This is a genomic window from Nostoc sp. (genome assembly GCF_036917975.1).
In the GTDB taxonomy this organism is placed as follows: domain Bacteria; phylum Cyanobacteriota; class Cyanobacteriia; order Cyanobacteriales; family Nostocaceae; genus Nostoc.
In genome coordinates this window covers 17159-37413 of sequence record NZ_JBALEJ010000110.1, presented here as the reverse complement: position 1 = coordinate 37413, position 20255 = coordinate 17159, and the positions used below count along the sequence as shown (strand labels likewise).

The 20255-nt window shown below is 40.0% G+C and carries 17 protein-coding genes, 1 pseudogene and 1 CRISPR repeat array (1 of these 19 cut by a window edge); of the genes and pseudogenes, 10 read left to right on the top strand and 8 right to left on the bottom strand.

Annotation, left to right across the window (positions count from 1 at the left end):
* Positions 1-197 precede the first annotated feature (197 nt).
* Both V7K76_RS33255 and V7K76_RS33250 read left to right on the top strand, forming a co-directional pair.
* A complete protein-coding gene (locus tag V7K76_RS33255; protein WP_334779110.1) occupies positions 198-1733 on the top strand; it encodes a sensor histidine kinase in 1536 nt (511 codons plus the stop codon).
* A gap of 21 nt (positions 1734-1754) precedes the next feature.
* Positions 1755-2537 (top strand): FHA domain-containing protein, encoded by a 783-nt coding sequence (locus tag V7K76_RS33250; protein ID WP_334779111.1) that lies wholly within the window; start codon positions 1755-1757, stop codon positions 2535-2537.
* A gap of 159 nt (positions 2538-2696) precedes the next feature.
* Here V7K76_RS33250 and V7K76_RS33245 read toward each other — a convergent pair whose 3' ends face one another.
* Both V7K76_RS33245 and V7K76_RS33240 read right to left on the bottom strand, forming a co-directional pair.
* Positions 2697-4871: a DEAD/DEAH box helicase gene (locus V7K76_RS33245; RefSeq protein WP_334779112.1), complete on the bottom strand. Its 2175-nt coding sequence runs from the start codon at positions 4869-4871 to the stop codon at positions 2697-2699.
* 22 nt (positions 4872-4893) lie between these two features.
* A complete protein-coding gene (locus V7K76_RS33240) occupies positions 4894-6153 on the bottom strand; it encodes an RNA-guided endonuclease InsQ/TnpB family protein (RefSeq protein WP_335030412.1) in 1260 nt (419 codons plus the stop codon).
* Between the two features lie 6 nt (positions 6154-6159).
* Between V7K76_RS33240 and tnpA the strand changes: the two are divergent.
* Positions 6160-6426 (top strand): annotated as a pseudogene (gene tnpA, locus V7K76_RS33235) (IS200/IS605 family transposase); the annotation flags it as partial.
* A gap of 92 nt (positions 6427-6518) precedes the next feature.
* Here the strand turns inward: tnpA and V7K76_RS33230 are convergent.
* Positions 6519-7115 (bottom strand): hypothetical protein, encoded by a 597-nt coding sequence (locus V7K76_RS33230; protein WP_292847471.1) that lies wholly within the window; start codon positions 7113-7115, stop codon positions 6519-6521.
* Positions 7116-7317: 202 nt separating this feature from the next.
* Positions 7318-8670: a helix-hairpin-helix domain-containing protein gene (locus V7K76_RS33225; protein ID WP_334779114.1), complete on the bottom strand. Its 1353-nt coding sequence runs from the start codon at positions 8668-8670 to the stop codon at positions 7318-7320.
* Between the two features lie 383 nt (positions 8671-9053).
* Between V7K76_RS33225 and gatA the strand changes: the two genes are divergently transcribed.
* Entirely contained in the window at positions 9054-10523 is a 1470-nt protein-coding gene (gene gatA / locus V7K76_RS33220; protein WP_334779115.1) for an Asp-tRNA(Asn)/Glu-tRNA(Gln) amidotransferase subunit GatA, read from the top strand.
* A gap of 133 nt (positions 10524-10656) precedes the next feature.
* Here the strand turns inward: gatA and V7K76_RS33215 are convergent, their stop codons facing one another.
* Positions 10657-11121 carry a helix-turn-helix domain-containing protein gene (locus V7K76_RS33215; RefSeq protein ID WP_334779116.1) on the bottom strand — a complete coding sequence of 155 codons (465 nt, stop codon included), beginning with the start codon at positions 11119-11121 and terminating at the stop codon, positions 10657-10659.
* 194 nt (positions 11122-11315) lie between these two features.
* Here V7K76_RS33215 and V7K76_RS33210 point away from each other — a divergent pair, with 194 nt between their 5' ends.
* A complete protein-coding gene (locus tag V7K76_RS33210) occupies positions 11316-12224 on the top strand; it encodes an alpha/beta hydrolase (protein ID WP_334779117.1) in 909 nt (302 codons plus the stop codon).
* Positions 12225-12455: 231 nt separating this feature from the next.
* Positions 12456-13082, top strand: coding sequence for a PadR family transcriptional regulator (locus V7K76_RS33205; protein WP_334779118.1), 627 nt, complete (start codon positions 12456-12458; stop codon positions 13080-13082).
* 112 nt (positions 13083-13194) lie between these two features.
* On the opposite strand, the gene V7K76_RS33200 is transcribed toward V7K76_RS33205, so the two are convergent.
* Positions 13195-13344, bottom strand: a complete 150-nt coding sequence (locus V7K76_RS33200; protein WP_334779119.1) for a hypothetical protein — start codon at positions 13342-13344, stop codon at positions 13195-13197.
* Positions 13345-13430: 86 nt separating this feature from the next.
* On the opposite strand from V7K76_RS33200, the gene V7K76_RS33195 reads away from it, so the two are divergent.
* Genes V7K76_RS33195 through V7K76_RS33180 form a run of 4 tightly spaced genes read left to right on the top strand, consistent with a single transcriptional unit; the run spans position 13431 to position 15929 of the window.
* The gene (locus V7K76_RS33195; protein ID WP_334779120.1) at positions 13431-13883 is read left to right on the top strand and encodes a strawberry notch-like NTP hydrolase domain-containing protein; all 453 of its coding nucleotides are present in this window, start codon (positions 13431-13433) and stop codon (positions 13881-13883) included.
* Entirely contained in the window at positions 13781-14512 is a 732-nt protein-coding gene (locus V7K76_RS33190) for a strawberry notch-like NTP hydrolase domain-containing protein (protein WP_335030414.1), read from the top strand. Before V7K76_RS33195 ends, V7K76_RS33190 begins: the two co-directional genes overlap by 103 nt.
* Complete coding sequence (locus V7K76_RS33185) at positions 14499-14999, top strand: strawberry notch C-terminal domain-containing protein (RefSeq protein ID WP_334779121.1); 501 nt, start codon at positions 14499-14501, stop codon at positions 14997-14999. The genes V7K76_RS33190 and V7K76_RS33185 overlap by 14 nt, the downstream gene beginning before the upstream one ends.
* A gap of 21 nt (positions 15000-15020) precedes the next feature.
* Entirely contained in the window at positions 15021-15929 is a 909-nt protein-coding gene (locus V7K76_RS33180) for a hypothetical protein (RefSeq protein ID WP_334779123.1), read from the top strand.
* A 383-nt stretch (positions 15930-16312) separates the two neighbouring features.
* On the opposite strand, the gene V7K76_RS33175 is transcribed toward V7K76_RS33180, so the two are convergent.
* Both V7K76_RS33175 and V7K76_RS33170 read right to left on the bottom strand, forming a co-directional pair.
* Positions 16313-16786 carry a hypothetical protein gene (locus tag V7K76_RS33175; RefSeq protein WP_334779124.1) on the bottom strand — a complete coding sequence of 158 codons (474 nt, stop codon included), beginning with the start codon at positions 16784-16786 and terminating at the stop codon, positions 16313-16315.
* A gap of 471 nt (positions 16787-17257) precedes the next feature.
* The gene (locus tag V7K76_RS33170) at positions 17258-19336 is read right to left on the bottom strand and encodes a WYL domain-containing protein (protein WP_334779126.1); all 2079 of its coding nucleotides are present in this window, start codon (positions 19334-19336) and stop codon (positions 17258-17260) included.
* Positions 19337-20034: 698 nt separating this feature from the next.
* A CRISPR array of direct repeats spans positions 20035-20255; the repeat unit is 35 nt; unit sequence CTTTTAGCTTCTTCGGAAGTTGATGTAATGGAAAC (it continues 675 nt past the right edge of the window).

Sequence of the window (20255 nt, the reverse complement as noted above, 5' to 3'; positions counted from 1 at the left end):
CTATTTTATAGTTTTGACTAGCTAGTTTTGATGGTTGCATTTACATCCTATAAGCTAGCCATAGTAAAGCTTTGATAGTTTTCGGAGATGTCTAAACTACCGAAACTCTCAAAGTTGTCCTGACTGCGGAAAACGCCTTAAAATCTGAAATCATTGAACTCAAGGATATTGTCTTACTTAAGAGTCAAGACACAGGAATGGTCAAATCTTCAAAACAGTTTTTAGACTCCCTTGATAAGTTAGAAACCTTGATGCCAAATGCTATAGAAATCTCAGTTATTCGCCGCCGTCACCAATTTCTCAGCCAGTTATCAAGTCAACTAACTAATTGGAATTCTAAGGACAATTCTTTAGCAGATTCCCAGCAATACTTTAGAGCCATCAATTCTTTTGATAGAGATATTGAATTGTTCCTCAGTCAGGTAATTAAACATGCTAATCAGCAGCATCTTCTGGTTGAATACGAATTGGAAAACCTATATAAAATACAGAGAATTATCTCTTTTGCCGTTGTGCAAGTAATTATAATTCTATTTGTTGCTAAATTTATAGTGATTTGGCGTCCAACAATTAAGTCTTTGCAAAAATTACAAGTAGGAACAGCAGAAATTGCCGCCGGAAACCTAGATTACCGTCTAGATATTCAGACAGGGGATGAAGTAGAAGACCTTGCTAAGTCATTTAACTACATGTCACTAAAGCTAGCTGAATCTCGTCAAACCCTGATGAAGAACACTGAATTAACCCAAATGAATCAACGCCTAGAGTTAGAAGTTTCTGAACGTAAACAGGCAGAATCAGAACTCCAGAAAGCCTTACAAGAACTCCAAAGCACTCAAGCCCAATTAATTCAAACTGAGAAAATGTCTAGTTTGGGTCAGCTTGTAGCCGGGGTTGCACACGAAATTAATAACCCCGTTAACTTTATCTCTGGTAATATCGTCCATGCCAGTGAATACACTCAACAACTGCTAGAACTAGTACGTCTCTATCAAGAAGAGTTCCCAAATTCGGGAGAAGAGATTCAGGAAAAAATAGAAGAAATTGATTTGGAATTTCTGCTAGATGATTTGCCCAAAATTCTCAAATCAATGACAATTGGAGCGAAACGAATTCAGCAGATAGTTTTATCTTTACGCACCTTCTCTCATCTGGATGAAGCAGATATGAAAGAGGTTGATATTCACGAAGGTATTGATAGTACACTGCTGATTTTGCAGAATCGATTGAAAGCCAAGCCAGAGCATCCCAAAATTGAAATTATCAAAGAATATGGTGAGTTACCTCTGGTAGAATGTTATGCAGGGCAGTTAAATCAAGTGTTTATGAACGTAATCAATAATGCGATCGATGCTCTTGATATGTGCAATCTTCAACGTTCTCTGCAAGAGATTGATAGCAATCCTAGTAAGATTATAATTAGTACCAAACTGATTAGTGACAATCGAGTAGTCGTGAAAATTGCAGATAATGGGCCAGGTATGACCCAAGAGGTGAAAAAGAAACTATTTGATCCATTTTTTACCACTAAGCCTGTGGGTCAGGGAACGGGGTTAGGCTTATCGATTAGCTATCAGATTGTGGTGCAAAAACACTCTGGAGTACTGAGGTGTGAATCAGAACTAGGTAAAGGAACCGAGTTTTGGATTGAGATTCCTTTATATCAGGTAGGGGAATCGGTAAGTTATAACAGATTTAAATTGCCTACTGATTTGCAAGAGTCAAAAGTCTAGATAAATTATTGACTAAAAACTATGCAAAATTTAACTACATCTAACATTATAGGACTAAGTTTAGAGCTTTTTCATGTCCAAACTAACACTGCTTTTGAGTTACCACCAAATACTGCGGTGTTTCATATTGGTAAAGCCAATGACCAAATTCCGCCAGATATTGATGTTTCTAACTTGCCAGATGCAGATGTAGTTTCTCGCATTCATGCACAGATTCAAATTCACGTAAATAATTATTTTATTGAAGATTTAGGGAGTTCTAATGGGACATTTCTCAACAACACTAGATTAGAATCTAGAAGACCCTATCAAATAAATTTAGGAGATAGAATAGACCTTGGTCAAGGAGAAAAGGTCACATTTATATTTCAAGATAAGATCCAACATCAACAAAATATTCTTTCTCCTGCAAATTCTACACAAATGCAGGCTCAAATTACTCTTAACAGCAAACAATCTCCGGTGAATCAGATAACCAAATACATAGGCTTTGCCTTGATGGTTGCAGGCATCATCATTTTAACTGCAAATATTCGTGTTGGTATATTTTTTGGTATTCCTGGTTTATTGCTATGTATTTCCGGTATTTTTGTGCTTTGTCAGCAGCGAATCAACCCTAACTTAGGATGGATTTTGATAGCGCTAGGAATTGTAGTCATAGCTTTTACTGGTAATGTATTTGCGTCAGTTAATCTTTTAATTGTTGTGGCATCATCTGCTTTATTTTTCGCCGGATATCAACTTTTGAATACTGGAAAAATCTTAAATTATGATTTGCGATCGCTCCACAGATTAATTAAATAATTCATAATTCATAATTCGTAATTCGTAATTAAGTTTTGTGTTAGCGTTCGCGCAGCGTCTCTACAAGTGTTTTGGGCTTATCTGAACTATATTGTGATACAACCACCTTTTACCTACTTAAAAAAAGGGGCGGGAATCTTAAGCGAACTGTATTGGAGCTTATTCTCTCCACAGTGCCACTTGCTGTTTAAGTTCGCTCATATCCAAATAATCGTTAGCAAAAGCCTTCCATAAAAGTGGATGAGGAATAAAAACATCATATTTTTGAAGTTCTGGTGCTTCTGAAGTACTGACTAAATCTTCTGAAGTAATTCTTTGCTCACACAAGGAAGCAATTTCACGATAAAGATATTTAAATTTATCATTGCCTAATTTAAATGTCAAATAATAGGGATTTACTCCGCCTATACTTGTAATTTCCAATGATTCCCGACAGTATGAATTAAGTAATCTTTCTAAGGTGCGATAAGCAATTGTACCCATCCAAGGAAAAATACAGCATTTACCTTTTTCTAGTTGTAAAATATTGTGCTTATCTAATCCAACCTGCTGCACCAATTGGCGAACTTGATGTAAACGTTGTAAAGCATTTTTTTGCAAGTAACTATACTCGACATTCTCAAACAATACTTGCTGCATTCGCTGTAAAACTTTGGTATGAATAGTACCACCACCACCACGCCAATAAATGCTAGCTTTACCCTCAGCTTGTTTAACAAAAATAGCCTTCTTCTTAAAGTCAACTTCTACAACTTCCCAAGTTCTGCCAGCTAAAGCAAATTGATTGCCAACAGGAAGCGGCGTGACTATACTACCAATTTCTGTTGCATCTTGCTTAACAATATATTCTTGCTGTTCAGCAAAGACAGCATAAAACTGAAATTTTCTTACTACCTTTTCTCCTGCCAAACCCAGGATTAATTTACCTTGTTCAGTATGCTGAATATGACCAATATCAATTAAATAGCGTAGTAATAGTTGTAAATCTTCTTTGGAAATTGCAGCAAAGGGCGGCAGACTAAAAATTTGTTTAGCTAGGGCATTAGCTGAAATTTCACCTGCTGCTGTTAAAATACTCATTGTTTGGTGATAAAGCAGACTCAAAGGATATTTTATTGGTCTAATTGGTTCAATCCATTGTCCCTCTAAGTAAAGTTGAATTATCGCAATACACTGCAAAAGTTGCCAGGGGATTTGTTCTGGTAGAGAAGCTTCTGCTAATGGCTTATCTTCAGCACATACAAAACGCATATCAGCAGCTTCACCTCTTCTACCACTGCGTCCCAAGCGCTGTAAAAAGCTAGCTACCGACAAGGGTGATTCTAACTGAATTACTCGCTCTAAATGACCGATATCTATACCTAATTCTAGAGTCAGAGTGGCGGCAGTAACAGCTGGATTGTTAGGTTCACGCATGGCATTTTCAGCAGCTTGCCGCAAACTAGCAGAGATACTCCCATGATGCACATGATATATATCTGGTAGTCCTTGTTCTGTGGCAATTTTTCGCAAAGATGCAATTACAGATTCGGTTCGTGTACGATTATTAGCAAATATTAGGCATTTACGAGACTTGCTGAGGTTGAAAATATATTGTTCATCAGCTGCTACCTCAGATTCATCTACTTCATCAGTAATATAAAAATGTTCTACAGCTAGTTTTATTTGGCGTTTTATACCATCAATTTTTGGTGTAATCACTGGCTTGTCTGTTCCTGAACGCAACCAATCTTCAGCTAGTGAGTAATCGCCAAGAGTTGCCGATAAACCAATACGCCGTGGTTGTTTTTGCGTCAACTTTGCTAAACGTTGTAATTGGCAAATAATTTGACAACCGCGTTCTGAACCCATAAAGGCATGAATTTCATCAATGATGACAAATCTTAAATCACCAAATAAGCGAAGTAGGTCGTTATTTTTATTAATTAACAAACTTTCTAGAGATTCTGGGGTAATTTGGAGAATGCCTTGAGGATTTTTTAAAAGCTTGTTTTTTCTAGTTTGCGAAACATCGCCGTGCCAGTGCCAAACTGGAATATCTGCTTCTTTGAGTAAGTCGTTGAGACGCTCAAATTGATCGTTAATTAAAGCTTTGATTGGACTAATATATAATGCGCCAATTGTGGCAGAAGGGTTGGTATGTAATAGAGTCAAAACTGGTAGAAAAGCTGCTTCTGTTTTACCAGCAGCAGTTGCAGCAGTAACTAGCAAGTGAGCATCAGTGTCAAATATAATTTGACAAGCGGCAATTTGCACCGGACGTAATTCAGTCCACTGGTGATGATAAATATATTCTTGGATGAAGGGTGCAAGTCGGCTAAAGGCATCGCTCATATTTTTGGTGACAACTCTCCCGCTAACCGCAAGCGGTGTAGCGGGAGCATCTCAAATTCACAAATGAGACTTGCTGCTTCACGGGCTGACTACTGTCTAAGCCTCCACAGCCAGGAATCGGTAGTCCAACCGACCCACGCTTTAAAAGATTCAATGCTGAATTCCAATCGCGGTCAATGACCAATCCACAAGAACAACTATGAATACGAATTGAAAGAGTTTTTTCAACTCTTTTACCACAACTCGAACAATTAATACTTGTGTTTCTTGCGTCAACTCCAAGTGTCAGCTTGCCGCGTTTTACCGCTACTGCTTGCATAATTTGGAGGAATGCACCCCACGCGACATCAAGTATTGATTTGGCTAATCGCGTCCTAGCCAATCCCTTAATGTTTAGGTTTTCAAAAACAATCAAATCATAGGAGTTAACAAACCAATGTGAGACATGATAATGAAACTCTTTTCTCTGCCTTGCAACGTGCAAATGAATCTTTGCAACCTTGTTAGATTGCTTACTGTGATTCTTAGACCCTTTAGGTTTACGAGCAAGTTGCCGTTGCTGACGGGCTAATACAGACTGCGCCTTACGGTAATACTGCGGTACTTCAATACTTTGTCCATCAGCAGTAGTTAAAAACTTTTCAAGACCAACATCTATGCCAGTAGCAGTTGTGATTTCGTCCCAAGGCATTGCGTCGGGAACGGTTTTATCTTCTAAAGAAAAACTGCAATACCAACCATCGGCTTTACTTAAAATCGTTGCTTGTTTAATCTCAAAACCATCTGGAATTGGGCGGTGTAAGATAACCTCAATCTCACCAATCTTGGACAGCTCGAAAATATTACCTATTAAGTGTGCGCCAGCCTTGGGTGAATTAACACGCGGAAATGTGAATGAAGAAATATCACCACGTTTCTTAAAGCGTGGTCTTCCTCCCCTTTTACCTTTTTTATCAGGTGTTAGCCATCGCTTCCAAGCTTTGTCTAACCTAAGAAGGTTTTGCTGTTGGCAGTCAGCATAGATGCTTTTGTAATCAGGAAATAGTTCTTTGGTTCGCTTAAGGTCACTTGCTTGTGTATAATAATCTGCTTTCTCTGGTATCTCCCCAATTGGTTCAGAAACTAAGCTGCATCGGTCGATCTGTGACCTTGTACGTCTTAACCAGTCTAGTCTTTCCCCTAGCGCGTAGTTCCAATGACGACGCAGCAACTCCCTCCAAGTCTCAAGAATGACAACTTGCTCGGGATTGGGATTGAGTTTGAACTGATAAGTTAGTAGCATAGAGTCATAATACCATTTAGTGGCATGACTTACAATATAGGACACAGAGCAGTTTATAGTCTAAATATTCACTTGGTGCTTGTCACAAAATACCGAAGAAAAGTTATAAATCAAGCAATGCTCAAGCGACTGCAAGAGATATTTGAGAATACCTGTACTAAGTGGAGAAACAAAGTTACAGAGTACAACGCAGAATCAGACCATGTTCACTTAGTTATTAGTTACCCACCAGATGTAGAGGTAAGCAAGCTAGTGAACAACCTCAAAACAGTACCCTACGGCTTCTCCGAAGGAGTACGCAATGACAAATTATGTTTTTACATATTTGGGATGCTTCCCTGTAAGAACTATATTTGGATCTTGGCTCAACCTTTTGAATTAACCTTTTCCTCAAACTTTGACCCATCTTGATGAGATAAAAATTTATCACTATTGTGATAATTTCTTCGCCATTGTTCTAGCTTGTCTATAGATATTGATTTAGATATGACATTCACACCATTTCCTCGCCAAGCAACTTCTGCATCTGTTGTGAAAACCCCACACTCTAATTGATCTAGCCTCATATTCCAATATTCGCTAAATCGACCTTTTAAAGTAATAACTTGCTCAAATACCTTATTTCTATGTTTATTTCTTCTTTTTCTTTCTGTTGCTCCAGTTGCTTCTGTATCAATAAACTTAGTTTCTATTAAAAACAGACTACCTTTAAAAGTCAGGAAGACAAAATCACACTTCCCTAAATCTGTATAATCTGAAATTGGAGACTTTTCAAATAACAGCAATTCAGCGCACGAAGGAAACAATTCTTTAATATTCAGAAATAAATAAGCTTGCAATAGAAGTTCCTTATCGTAAGGAAATAATATCACTCCTTCAAAAAATTTTTGAATGTCCTCGTGAGTTTGGGGTTGAATTCTTTTACAGTATGAAACAAATTTATGTAGCTCATTTACAGTCATCAAGTTCTAACTCCTTCCCCCAGTCGCAGCCTTAAGGGTATTAGCATAAAAAGATACCACTCCCTCAAGGAAATTATCATCCGCATAAGTAACTAAAAAAACGATCCAAATCCTAGCTATTTAAGGCAATTTACTGTTGACAGTTCAATAAAACTAATTCTTAAGATACTTTTTAGCATTAGTTGATTTTTCACTGCTAGTATTAGCTACCAGTTAGGGATTTTATATGAGCAGGAAAACTAGCATTTTGTAAAGCTTGAACGGTAATTCTAGAATCTTGTACAGAAAATTGCCAACCCAAGCGAACAAGTTTACGAGAAGTTTCAGTTTGAATAATTCCAATCACCGGCATTTTTGCCTTTTCTTTGTCTACTGAATGCTCTTGCAAAATTGTTTTCAAGCGATGTAAATCTTCCATGTTACCTGCTTGTTGGGGATTTAATTCCACCATTACCATTTGTACTGTTTCCACTGGCTCTGCATCTTCGAGAATAAATTGAGTTTGCTCATCACGCCGATCTACTTTTCCCCAAATAATCAATCTAGTATCGACTTGGAGTAGAGAACTAATGCGTTCATAAGTTTTCGGAAAAACTACGGCTTCTGATTGTGTAGTTAGGTCTTCTATTTGCAATATTGCCATCTGATCGCCTTTTTTCGTCACCACTTTTTTGACGTTATTCAACATCACAACTGCACAAAGCCTTGTATCTTCTCTTTGTTCTCCCAGCTGTGAAAGATTAATTGGAGTCAAAAGTGGCGCTATTTGCCGTAAGGATTTCAGTGGATGATCTGATACATAAAAGCCTAGTAATTCTTTCTCCATCTGCAACTTTTTCTGTGGGGGCAAATCTGTCACAGGTTTAGATTTGGGAGCAGTTTCAAAGGCATTATTCGCTCTCTTGTTCTGAGCCGAAGAAAATCCATCACCTAATAAATCAAACAGATTCCCTTGACCGCTAGCTCTGTCTTTAGCGCGAGATTGTGCCCAATCATACACTAATTCTGAGTCGTTAATTAACTGTTGGCGGTTGGATTCGATTTTGTCAAAGGCTCCACAGTAAATTAGCGACTCCAAGGTTCGGCGGTTAACAGCGCGCAAATCGACGCGATCGCAAAAATCAGCGAGTGTTTTAAACTCTCCTGTGTCATTTCTCGCTTCCAAAATACAAGCGATCGCATTTTGTCCCACGTTACGCACTGCCGAAAATCCAAACAAAATCTTGCCTGCCGTTGGTGTAAAATCAACGCCAGAACGATTAATATCTGGCGGGTCTATGGAAATCCCCATATTTGTACAGTTCGTAATATATCGCTGCACCTTATCGGTATCACCACTGTTAGCCGTTAACAGTGCCGCCATATATTCCAATGGGTAATTAGCTTTTAAATATGCTGTTTGATAAGTTACATAACCATAAGCTGTCGAATGAGATTTATTGAAACAATTAGAAGCTATTAAGCCATTTTTAATCGCAAAATTATGGTAGCGCTCAACTCCAATGTCATAGACATTTTGTTTACCTAAATATTTGCGTGTGGCTATTTTTATCATCCTACCCTACCCTGAAAAAAATTTGCGAAATTCTTGATAAGATTATGAATCTTGTAGTACTGACAGTGTTTATAATACCAAATTATATCACTATAAAACACTGCTATACTCTTACACGAAAGTAGTCAATATATATCCAAACTTTGATAAGCTCTTCAATAGATGGTTGATAGCTATATATTTGCTGTTTTCAAAACCTATTAAACACATTTCAATACATATTAATCCGCTTAGTTAAGATGCATTCTGGGGACTGGGGACTGGGGGATAAGGGAGCAGGGGAGGCAGGGGAGAAATAAACAATGCCCAATGCCCAATGCCCCATACCCAATTTCGACCAATATGTACTAGAATCAATGACTTGAGTCATAAAGAGAGCAATCATGGCATCCATCCGCGAGTTGCACCAACAACTGATAGAAAAAGAACGTTCTGCCGTCGAAATTACCCAAGAAGCTTTAGATCGCATTCAAGCGTTAGAGCCAAAATTACATAGCTTTTTATGTGTCACCGCAGAACGAGCATTAGAGCAGGCAAGTGCTGTGGATGCCAAAATTGCTGCGGGAGAGGAAATTGGCCTGCTAGCAGGGATTCCTATAGGTATCAAAGACAATATGTGTACCAAGGGAGTTCCTACTACCTGCGCCTCCCGGATTTTGGAAAATTTCGTGCCGCCTTATGAATCAACCGCGACGCAAAAACTGGCAGATATTGGGGCGGTAATGGTTGGCAAAACCAACTTAGATGAGTTTGCAATGGGTAGTTCCACAGAAAACTCTGCCTACCAAGTCACGGCTAATCCTTGGGATTTGTCACGAATTCCAGGCGGTTCTTCGGGAGGTTCTGCGGCGGCGGTGTCATCCCAAGAATGCGTAGTTGCTCTCGGTTCTGATACTGGCGGTTCGATTCGCCAACCTGCATCTTTCTGCGGTGTGGTGGGGATGAAACCAACTTACGGCTTGGTTTCTCGTTACGGTTTGGTGGCTTATGCTTCGTCTTTAGATCAAATTGGGCCATTTGCCAACACGGTAGAAGATGCGGCAATATTATTGAGTGCGATCGCAGGTTATGATCCCAAAGACTCTACCAGCCTGAAAGTTGCCATTCCCAACTACGCTGCTAACTTAAAACCAGACTTCAAACCTAGAGGTCAGCTAAGAATTGGTGTTATTAAAGAAACTTTTGGTGAAGGTTTAGACCCTGTAGTAGAACAAGCTGTTACCAAAGCAGTAGATCAACTACAAAGTTTAGGAGCGGAAATTCATATAATTTCCTGTCCCCGCTTTCGCTATGGTTTACCCACTTACTACATCATCGCTCCATCAGAAGCATCAGCAAACCTGGCTCGTTACGATGGCGTTAAATATGGGTATCGCGCTCCTGATGCAGATAATCTGCTATCGATGTACACTCGTACCCGTGCTGCTGGTTTTGGTACAGAAGTCAAACGCCGGATTATGATTGGCACTTATGCCCTTTCTGCTGGCTATTATGACGCTTACTACCTTAAAGCGCAAAAAGTCCGCACCTTGATTAAGCAAGACTTTGAAAAGGCTTTTCAAACGGTTGATGTGTTGGTTTGTCCCACATCTCCCACTACCGCATTCAAAGCAGGGGAAAAAACTACTGACCCCTTGAGTATGTACTTAACTGACTTGATGACTATTCCTGTAAATCTTGCTGGTTTACCTAGTTTAAGTTTGCCATGTGGTTTTGACGATCAAGGTCTACCGATAGGATTACAGCTAATTGGCAATGTGCTACGAGAAGACCAGCTTTTTCAGGTAGCTTATGCTTATGAGCAATCCACTACTTGGCATCTGTGTAAACCACAAATAGTCATTGGTCATTAGTCATTGGTCATTAGTCATTGGTCATTGGTCATTGGTCATTGGTTATTAATTCCTCTCCCCAGTCCCCAGTCCCCAGTCCCCAATCCCCAATCCCCAGTCCCCAATCCCCGTCCCCAGTCCCTCTATTTTTTGTTCATTTGTCACTCTGATTACTGACTATTGACTGTTGATCGTTGTTTTCTGGAGTCGGGGATTCAGCTGTAAGCTGTGGACTAAGTATATGAAGAAGACCAGCTGATGCACCGACCAATAGTAAAATATAGGTCAGAACAAGAGGTATGTATGTATTTCCTTTGTTGTCTGAATTCTTATGAGCATTTTTGGAATCTTCACGGACAACATTGGTTATCAGGCTGTATGATAAAGCATTTCCATCCAAGCCTAAAGCATCTCCATAACGACGGATGAATCCTTGAAGAAAAATCGGCTCAGGTAATTCTTCAAATCGTTCTTCTTCTAAAGCTTGCAAAATACCTGCTCGAATCATTGTTTGAGAGGCTATTTCTTCTATGCGGATGGATTTTTCTTGTCTTGCTTGTCGCAGATGTGTGGTTATTTCCTTTAGTTGCTCTAATTGAGCTTCGTTTAAGAGCGTCACAATCTTTTCCTCTATAGCCTAATTCTACTATTCATTGAGAACACTCCAATTTGCATACGTAAATTTACTGGATATTTGATTTTAGGATAAATTTTTTTGAGAATGGCTTAATCCCGCATTTTAAAATGCTAGTGCGTCTTAGAGTAAGTATTTTTATTGTTATAATACATACCTTGAAAGTTAAAAAACAGGGTATGAAAATTAACAAATTGCAATTTATAATACAAGTATTTCCCCAGAGGCTACTCTGGGTTGGGATAATTGCAGCGTTCACCTACTGTGCAATCTGTTTAGTTCTTTTTATTGGGCAACCTCGGTTCATTTTCTTTCCCTCTGCTGTTATTGAAAAGACACCAGAGTTTTTTAATCTTCCTTACGAAGAGGTTTGGTTAGCTGTACCTGGTAAAACAGGCCAGGTAGAACGCATCCACGGTTGGTGGATAGAAGCCAAGCAACCCAATGCCAAGGTGTTGCTATATTTACACGGAAATGGTATCAATATTGGCGCAAATATAGCTCATGCCAACAGGTTTCATCAGCTAGGGTTTTCGGTATTACTGATTGATTATCGGGGTTATGGTCGCAGTGAAGGCAGCTTTCCTAATGAAAAGCGGGTTTATGAAGATGCAGCGACAGCTTGGAATTACTTGGTACAGCAACAAGAGATTCCACCCAGCCAAATTTTTATTTATGGACATTCTCTAGGAGGTGCAATAGCCCTGGATTTGGCAGTGAAACACCCACAAGCCGCTGGTTTAATCGTGGAAAGCTCTTTTACATCCATCCGCGATTTAATCACTTATCGAAATATGTTTTGGATGTTTCCGGTGGATTTAATCTTGACACAGCGGTTTGAATCCATTAAAAAATTGCCAAATTTAAAAATGCCAGTTTTATTCATTCATGGCGCTGCTGATTCGACTGTACCCTCTTTTATGAGCGAAAAACTTTATGCTGCTGCACCCGAACCAAAGCAACTATTGTTGGTTCCAGGAGCAGATCACAACAATACCGCAGTAGTTGCTGGTTCACAATATTTGCAGTTGGTAGAGTCTTTTATCCAACAAGTGCAGACTCCTCGCTATTTGAACAGTTTCGACTAGCTTGGCTATTCCTTACGGTGTTGGCAGGGTTGCTTGTACCATTTTGGATTTTGGATTTTAGATTTTGGATTGGGAATTGCCTTGGTGCGTCTGGCTTGGCGTGAATTTATTTGTTGCAATCATTTTTTAAATTGGTATTACTTCACAAATCTTCATCAAAATTCTATTCCGATATATCGCGATATATTCCGATATATCGTATATTAGAGAAAGTTGATTTGAGATTTACTTATGTTTAGACACTTTAGGTCACATTTTGGCGCACCTGCATGGGCAGGAGTTAGCGAAGAGGATTCATTGCTTGTCAGGTCTTGGTTTGGCCATGACAAGCATCATGGCAGACATCATGAGAAACACTTTGGTCATGAAATGTTTGGTCGTGGTTGGGGAGATGAACACCGGACTCGTCGGGGTGACATCAAGTTCATTCTGCTGGAATTGTTATCAGAGCATCCTAGTCATGGTTACGATCTGATTAAAGAGATGGAAACTCGCTATGGTGGTTTCCGTCGCCTCAGTCCTGGCTCGGTGTATCCAACACTCCAATTACTGGAGGAAGGTGGTTATCTCAAGAGCGCACAGGAAGGCGGTAAGCGGATTTACACGATTACGGATGAGGGTAGACAATTATTAGCAGAACGTACCCAGCAAGAACCTTCAGATTCTCCTTGGGATACCTTCAAAGGTTTCGTTACAGGTAAGCCCCAAGAATTTATTGAGTTGCGGAATGCTGCCACAGAATTAGCTGCTGCGGTGGTACAGGTTGCTCGTAGTGGCAATATCGAGCGGATAAATCGGGTGCGTGAGCTTTTAGAGCAAGTTAAACGGGAAATTTACGCGATTCTGGCTGAGAAATAAGTTAACGTGAGTTCGACGGAACTAAAAAACGGCAGGAGGTAATGCAGGCAAATCTTTTGGGTAAATATCAATCGACGGTTTTTTGGGCAAATAGGTGTAAGCAGCCAGCCCTCTAAATATTGACAAATAACAATTGGCGAACGCTTGAAGTCTCGAATAGCTGATTCATCCGTGAGGAGTTAAAAATATTTTCCATCAGGACTCGCATCATTACACTGACGGGGCTGGCTTCTACAAAAGCATCAAATATGGGAGATAGCATCAGATATTAAGTACAATTTTAGTCTTACCTCCTTAGACAAATTACATAGTGTACTATTTGTCAATATTGAGAGGGCTGGTATTGAATTGCCAAAACAGAGCCACTCGACACCACAACATCAAGAAATATCGCAATTTCTTGATGTTGTGCCCCTAGAATATGAGGTTGTCGAGTGGACTGGAACCGAAGGGCTAAAAGATGCACTTTATGAAAGCTATCGCCCACAACGAGTTCGGATTAAGGATGCTTTACCTCATCCCTCGCTCTTGTGCGAAAGCGCAGCATTAGCACTAGTCTCTCCACCAGCACCCACATATCAGCCACATCTCCCTGGGCACATTGTTGCACAAGGATTGTTATCTGAAGCACAGCTTGAAAGCGTTATTTACGCTGGTCTTGCCCACTCAGGATTTCTGACAGGTTCCTACTCAAACAAATCATTGAATGGGCAGGTAAGGATTTTGACGGTGCGATCGCATTTGACGAATGTCACGCAATGGGCAACGCGATGGCACAAGAGGGAAAGTTGGGAATGGTGAAGGCATCCATGCAAGGTATCGTCGGTCTTCGGCTGCAAAATGCACTACCTCTTGCACGGGTGATTTACGTGTCAGCTACCGGAGCTACTAAAGTTTCAAACCTCTCATACGCCAATCGCCTGGGGCTATGGCAGACTGGCGACTTCCCGTTTACATCTCGTGAAGATTTTGTGGAATCCATCGAAGTTGGCGGTATTGCTGCAATGGAAGTTGTAGCCAGAGATTTGAAAGCACTAGGATTATACTTGGCGCGATCGCTCAGTTTTGAAGGTGTTGAATATGACACATTGGAAATTGACTTAACTCCTACCCAGGAAAGGATTTACGACAGTTATGCCGACGCTTTCCAAATTATCCACAACAACTTATACAAGGCGTTAGAGGCGTGTAATATCTCTGGCGCGAAGACATACAACCGCATGGCTAAAATGTCCGCGATGTCACAGTTTGAATCCCACAAACAACGATTCTTCAATCATTTGCTGACCGGGATGAAATGCCCAAAACTGATTAAAGCCATTGAGCAGGATATCGCCCAAGGTCATGCTGTTGTAATCCAGATAGTTTCGACTAATGAGGAATTATGGTGCGAACATTGCGGAAACAAACGTATTTATGGCGGGAGATAAACAAATCCTCATATTTAGCGATGCTGGCGGCACAGGTCGCAGTTATCATGCTGATCTAAATGCTGTGAATCGTAGAAGGCGATCGCACTATTTGCTAGAAGCTGGTTGGAGGGCTGACAACGCAATTCAGGGACTTGGGCGGAGTCACCGGACGAATCAGGCATCTGCACCAATATTCAGACCTGTGACGACCAATGTCAGGGGTGAACATCGGTTCATTTCCACAATCGCTCGGAGATTGGACAGTCTCGGCGCACTGACTCGTGGGCAACGGCAAACGGGCGGTAACGGTATATTTGATACCAAGGACAATCTAGAGTCTGAGTATGCGGAGTATGCTTTGTATGAATTGTTTAAACAAATTTATCAGGGCAGATTCGCCCAAGTCCCACTCGGAACCTTTGAGCAAATGACTGGACTCTCCCTGACTTCCCATGAAGGAGGAATGAAAATTGACCTCCCACCTTTGCGGAAGTTTCTCAATTGACTGCTGGCTTTGAAAATTGGGATGCAGAATCTCATTTTTGAGAGGTTTGAACTTTTACTAAGTCAACAGATCGAGACAGCAAAAGCTCAGGGAATTTTTGAGGTTGGGGTGGAAACACTTCGGGCAGAACGGTTTACGGTTGCTAGCATTGAGTCTGTTTATACTCATCCTGGGACTGGTAGCGTCACTAACTACTTGAAGATAGAACGTACTCAAAAGACCGACATCAAAACTGCTGTTGAAGCGGTTGAGTTGGCTACTAATTACCAAGGGCGGTTGATGGTAAATTCCAAGTCAGGTAGTGCGGCTGTTTGCATTCCTACTCATAGCATATTTGATGACCAGGGTGGGGTAATCCCACGGGTTTTACTAGTGCGACCACAGAAGGAAACTCGTGTACCAGTTGATAAGTTGAAATCGTCTAACTGGAAGCAGGTTTTGACTGATGAATTTGTCGGGGCTTGGTCTAAAGAAGTCGAAGAATTGCCCAAGTTTACTATTGATTATATTCATTTAGTTACTGGAATTCTTCTGCCGATTTGGAAGGTACTGCCACAACAGAACAGTCGAGTATTTCGATTGCAATTGAGCAATGGAGAGAAAGTGTTAGGACGAGTAGTTAATGCGGAGAATATTCGCCAAGTTGCCGAGCAATTGGGTATGAAAAATAAGCTGCTCAGTCCAGAGGAATTAATATCTTTGGTGCTGAATGAGCGGTATTCGGAACAGTTGCCCGGAGGTGTAACTTTGAGAAGTTCTAGCATTGCAAGTGAACGGCGGATTGAGTTGGTTAATGCTTTATCGTTGGCTGACCGACTTGTAGCTGTGGGATGTTTCACGGAAATTATTCAATGGAAGAAGCGAGTCTTTATTCCCGCTAACTCAAAAGCAGCATCAATTCTGGCTGCGGTGATTGAAATTCTTGGATAAAACTTTGAGCCACTCTTGGAGGGTGGCTTATTTTTTCAAATACTGTTCTGGAGTAGAAGCAGAGGGGATGATGGTGGACAGCATCAGCCGTCGTGAGCGCGATAGAAAGAGAAACCTATAGCCAACGCCTACCACCGGATGCCCGAATGGGAACAGCGCCTCTGAACAAAAAAAGTGGCAGATGTAGTAATTAAAGAAGTCGGAAGTACAGTTTTGTAATGGGGATTTAGACCCCACCACAAAACTGACTTATTTATTGAACCGGGGGACTTCAACCCACCGAATTCGTTAACCAAAATCTCAATCCACGCATAAAATTATCTACCTAATAGTTGTTGAAACTTAAGCTATTCACACATCAATTCACTCATCGACTGTCTTAGTTACAATTCTGTAACCGCTTGATTGATCTCATTAGTAAACTTGAGAGCTTTTTCTTTTTCCCAAACCGCAATTGGACATCTTAAAGGAGTAGCACTAGAAGCTTCAACACGGATTAGGGTTTGGAAACTTGCAATTGCGAGAATGATTCCGCATATAAATACAATCAAACCGAATATAGATTTAGTTAAATTGCCAAAACCCAAAAATACAAGTATTCCAGCCCAGAAGAATCCCCCTAACTTATACTCTGTCCTAGTTATGATGGTAGATATGTTCCGCAATGGGAATGTTATCAAATTTGTTCCAAGGGGTATCACAAAGAGAACTACGTTAGGGATACGAGCAATAAAACGTTTATTTGTTACATATACTTTATAGTTGATAAAAAACAACAAAATTGAATAACAGAATGAAGATTCTGCAATAACTTGCTCATCTTGTCCGAGAGAAATTCCTAAATCTTGGAGACTCATATCCCAATCCTCCTAAATTACTTCTGCGAAAATATTAGACATATAGAGAAATTAATTATGCGTTGCCCGAAATCCTTGGGATGCACAATTCATGAATTTTGCATACGTCCGGCTTGGGATCAATCTCTCCCGATATCTATAGATTACAATTCAGACAAACCAGATGATATCTAATTGGTGCGAATGAGGAAAATGACCTAACCGTAGGTTCGCTGATTTGGAAAAGTTAATTGACAAAAACTCACTCAAACACTGTCAATCAGGGATGAGTCTTGGTCAATCGAGTGTGTTATTTTGGAAATATTATATTACTACCCAGGTAGAGCATCGCTCGGTATTAAGAATGCGGAATTAAAATGAGCTAAGATCATTGTAATCCTCCTCATTTTGGCAAAAAAATTATTTCCAAATTTCATTATTGCCGCTCTTGGCTCAAAAATGAGCGAATGTGCAGTTATGACGGAAGTCCTATTAGTAATTATCAAGAATACCTTGAGCGATTTGCTTGACTTTATTCACTAATTCTGGTGGGTCGATAACTTTGACATTTCCACCAAAACCAACAATCCATCTCCACAAATCAAAGTCTTCTATTGACCATTTAGCTAAAACTACTTGAAACCGATTAGGAAAGTCTTTATCTGGAGTTTTTTCTGACCAACAGAATATAGATTTTGGGAGATTGACGCTACCAGGGAATTGAGGACGAGACATTTTGATTTGTGCAAAACGCTTCGTTCCTTCGATGATGAAGCGATAGGTTGTATCATTAAACCAAAGTTCTATTGTGATGCATACTTGGGAATGTATTTTTTGATCTTGGCTGAGAAATTTCCGTTGGTCAGTAGTGCTATTTCCTAAAAATATTCCGACACTTCCTTTTAGAAGTTTGTGCAATTTTTCTAGTGATTTCTCTTGTGATTGACGGTCACGAGATTGATTTTGGGGATTACCCAGAAATAATCTGTCTAAACGTTCAAAGCGCAGTAATCCTGGTTCTTCACCACGAATGCATTCAAACCCTAAGTACCAAGCGAGGTTGTGAAAGACTATCTGTAGAGGGTACACATGAATAAAGCTCTTGGCATCACTTTCATATTTAGCACTCCCACTAAAACGATTGATTTCAATTAATTGACCCTTGACTATTGCGGCTTCCAGGTATGGTAATTTTTTGAGTAATGAGGTTTCGTGTAAATGCTTTTCATCAACAATTGAATTATGGGCAATTGACCGGACTGGATAAATTTTATCGTCAGGATTAATTAGTTTTGCCTGTAGCATTCGTTTCTCGAAAGTATTAGAGAAATCCACTACTAAAGGATCATCTAGGCTTTTAGCTTGAGATTGAATAATTTCATAAACTTTAATTAGTTCTTGCTGGTCAAGGATTCCTGTCCCTGCAAAGTAACCGCTACGCATCGGAAACTCTGGAATAATTTTATATGGTTTTAAAACGTTTTCGATATCCTTACGCAGCTTTGTTAGTCCGCTTTTATCCGGCTCAATAAATCCTGCTTGGTTGAGTTTTTTTTCTAAAGTTCCTAAGCTACCTCCTCCCGCATCGGGTAAAAAGGGCTGGTTTACAATGAAGTAGATTGTTCCAATTAAGCGGTCGAAAACTTTTTTATCTGAATAAGAATGTGTTGCTGTTATCAATCTAGAATCGGTAGACAAGTTGTTTTGTCTTCCTTCAGCTTTGAGACTGAAATTTTCTGGCTCTGCTATTATTCTTTGTTCTGCAAGATATTGTAAATCATGGGTTATCGCTTGTTCACAAGCATAGATTTTTCCATGTTTCTTGCCGATGATTGCAGCTATTTCCTGGATATCATTGGTGAATTCTGGTTTGTCACCAAGAAGATTTTCTAGTAATGTTGGATTTTGATGGCGTAGATTCCCGATACCAGGATATTTAGTGATTAGGGAAATTAAATACATTAAGCGCTCAAAATCGATGAGATTACTGTATGCATGGGGTGTAATCTTGGTCTGACGATTTTGGGAATTAGTAATGCTACGGGAGATAATTTGAATTTTTTTCTCAATTTCGCTAGTTGAAATTTGAGATGTGGTGACACTAATAGTATTAACTCCTGCAAACCCTTCGCCGCGAATGGGTGGAAAGTTTTTTAAAACTTTGTGCATACTTGTGATAATCTCTTCAGGAACCTGACGGGTACGTTGTTGGTTCCAACGGATACAGGTTTCAAGTGGTGTATCTAAATGCCATGCTATCCATATCAAGTTAAAAGCCTTCGCTTTTTGCAAAAAATCTATGCGAAAGGGGCGTTTATAATTTGTTGCGTCGTAAATTACGCTTTTACCTTCTGTAAGTGCAGTTTCAATACGCTTAAGTACTTCGGTTTCGATTTCTTGCCAGTCGCCTTGAATTGTCTCATCACCATATAGTTGTTGGCGAATTTCATCTGTGGAAATAATTTCGTAGTTTCCAGTTTGGGATATTCGTGTAGCCAGGGTTGATTTTCCGCTACCGGGTACGCCAATGAGAAAATGGGCTATGGGGTTTTTAGGGGATGGTTGGGACATCAAGTTAGATTTTAGAGTTTTTCTGTTTGATCTGTTGTATTTAATATTAGTAAGGCGTTGGTAATATTTCTAGATTAATGGTGCGAATGACGATTTGCTAGGGAACCCATAGCTGTTATTTTTTCGCGCAGGGATGCAATGCTGCTTAGAGGTTGTTTGAAAAGTAGTTGGTTGTGATTTTAGGGACTTATCGATCCCCCCTAACCCACGCCAGTCGCTCATGGGGGAAACCCCCAAGACCGCGCTGGCTCCCCTTAAAAAGGGGGGAACCGGAATTAGAGCAAGCCAATTTATGGGGGGGTTGGGGGATCAATAACGTTTTGCTATGGACGAAAGGACTTTTAAAACATCCTCTTATACTGTAATATTTTTAGTGGTTTGAACTGAGAAAGAAGTCTGTAAAAACGCTGTAAGTATTGTGATGGATGACTTTGAGGAGTTTTAGCAAGTGATATAATTGAAAAGCCAGTAAAAAAAACAGTTTTGATTTATCCTTTTTATTGATTTTTTGTGGGATAGACACAATGGCTGAAACCCTGATTCTTTCGTTCTATCCCACAAATCACTCTCCACATAAGGGTTTGAAGCGGTGAAGGTAGGTGTTTATTGACTAATATTCTCAATAATTTGGATCAAAATTTGCATCCCACGAAAAAGTGCTGTAGGATTAGCTCAAGGCAAGGCTTTCGAGCGGTAGCCTTTTAGCTTCTTCGGAAGTTGATGTAATGGAAACGCATGGAATCAAACCCTAAGGGTCGATACAATCCACTTTTAGCTTCTTCGGAAGTTGATGTAATGGAAACTCCAGGCATCTGCCTGGACGAAAAGATCGATACTTTGCTTTTAGCTTCTTCGGAAGTTGATGTAATGGAAACTCATACTCGTCGTTAAATTCATTCGAACCCACTGTAATGCTTTT

What these genes read in the sequence shown, in the direction of transcription:
- V7K76_RS33245 (WP_334779112.1), bottom strand. Translation starts at nt 4,871, where the DNA reads ATGAGCGATGCCTTTAGCCGACTTGCACCCTTCATCCAAGAATATATT.
- V7K76_RS33205 (WP_334779118.1), top strand. Translation starts at nt 12,456, where the DNA reads ATGTTTAGACACTTTAGGTCACATTTTGGCGCACCTGCATGGGCAGGA.
- V7K76_RS33170 (WP_334779126.1), bottom strand. Translation starts at nt 19,336, where the DNA reads ATGTCCCAACCATCCCCTAAAAACCCCATAGCCCATTTTCTCATTGGC.
- V7K76_RS33200 (WP_334779119.1), bottom strand. Translation starts at nt 13,344, where the DNA reads ATGCTATCTCCCATATTTGATGCTTTTGTAGAAGCCAGCCCCGTCAGT.
- V7K76_RS33175 (WP_334779124.1), bottom strand. Translation starts at nt 16,786, where the DNA reads ATGAGTCTCCAAGATTTAGGAATTTCTCTCGGACAAGATGAGCAAGTT.
- V7K76_RS33255 (WP_334779110.1), top strand. Translation starts at nt 198, where the DNA reads ATGGTCAAATCTTCAAAACAGTTTTTAGACTCCCTTGATAAGTTAGAA.
- V7K76_RS33180 (WP_334779123.1), top strand. Translation starts at nt 15,021, where the DNA reads ATGCAGAATCTCATTTTTGAGAGGTTTGAACTTTTACTAAGTCAACAG.
- V7K76_RS33225 (WP_334779114.1), bottom strand. Translation starts at nt 8,670, where the DNA reads ATGATAAAAATAGCCACACGCAAATATTTAGGTAAACAAAATGTCTAT.
- V7K76_RS33230 (WP_292847471.1), bottom strand. Translation starts at nt 7,115, where the DNA reads ATGACTGTAAATGAGCTACATAAATTTGTTTCATACTGTAAAAGAATT.
- V7K76_RS33240 (WP_335030412.1), bottom strand. Translation starts at nt 6,153, where the DNA reads ATGCTACTAACTTATCAGTTCAAACTCAATCCCAATCCCGAGCAAGTT.
- V7K76_RS33250 (WP_334779111.1), top strand. Translation starts at nt 1,755, where the DNA reads ATGCAAAATTTAACTACATCTAACATTATAGGACTAAGTTTAGAGCTT.
- V7K76_RS33185 (WP_334779121.1), top strand. Translation starts at nt 14,499, where the DNA reads ATGGCGGGAGATAAACAAATCCTCATATTTAGCGATGCTGGCGGCACA.
- gatA (WP_334779115.1), top strand. Translation starts at nt 9,054, where the DNA reads ATGGCATCCATCCGCGAGTTGCACCAACAACTGATAGAAAAAGAACGT.
- V7K76_RS33210 (WP_334779117.1), top strand. Translation starts at nt 11,316, where the DNA reads ATGAAAATTAACAAATTGCAATTTATAATACAAGTATTTCCCCAGAGG.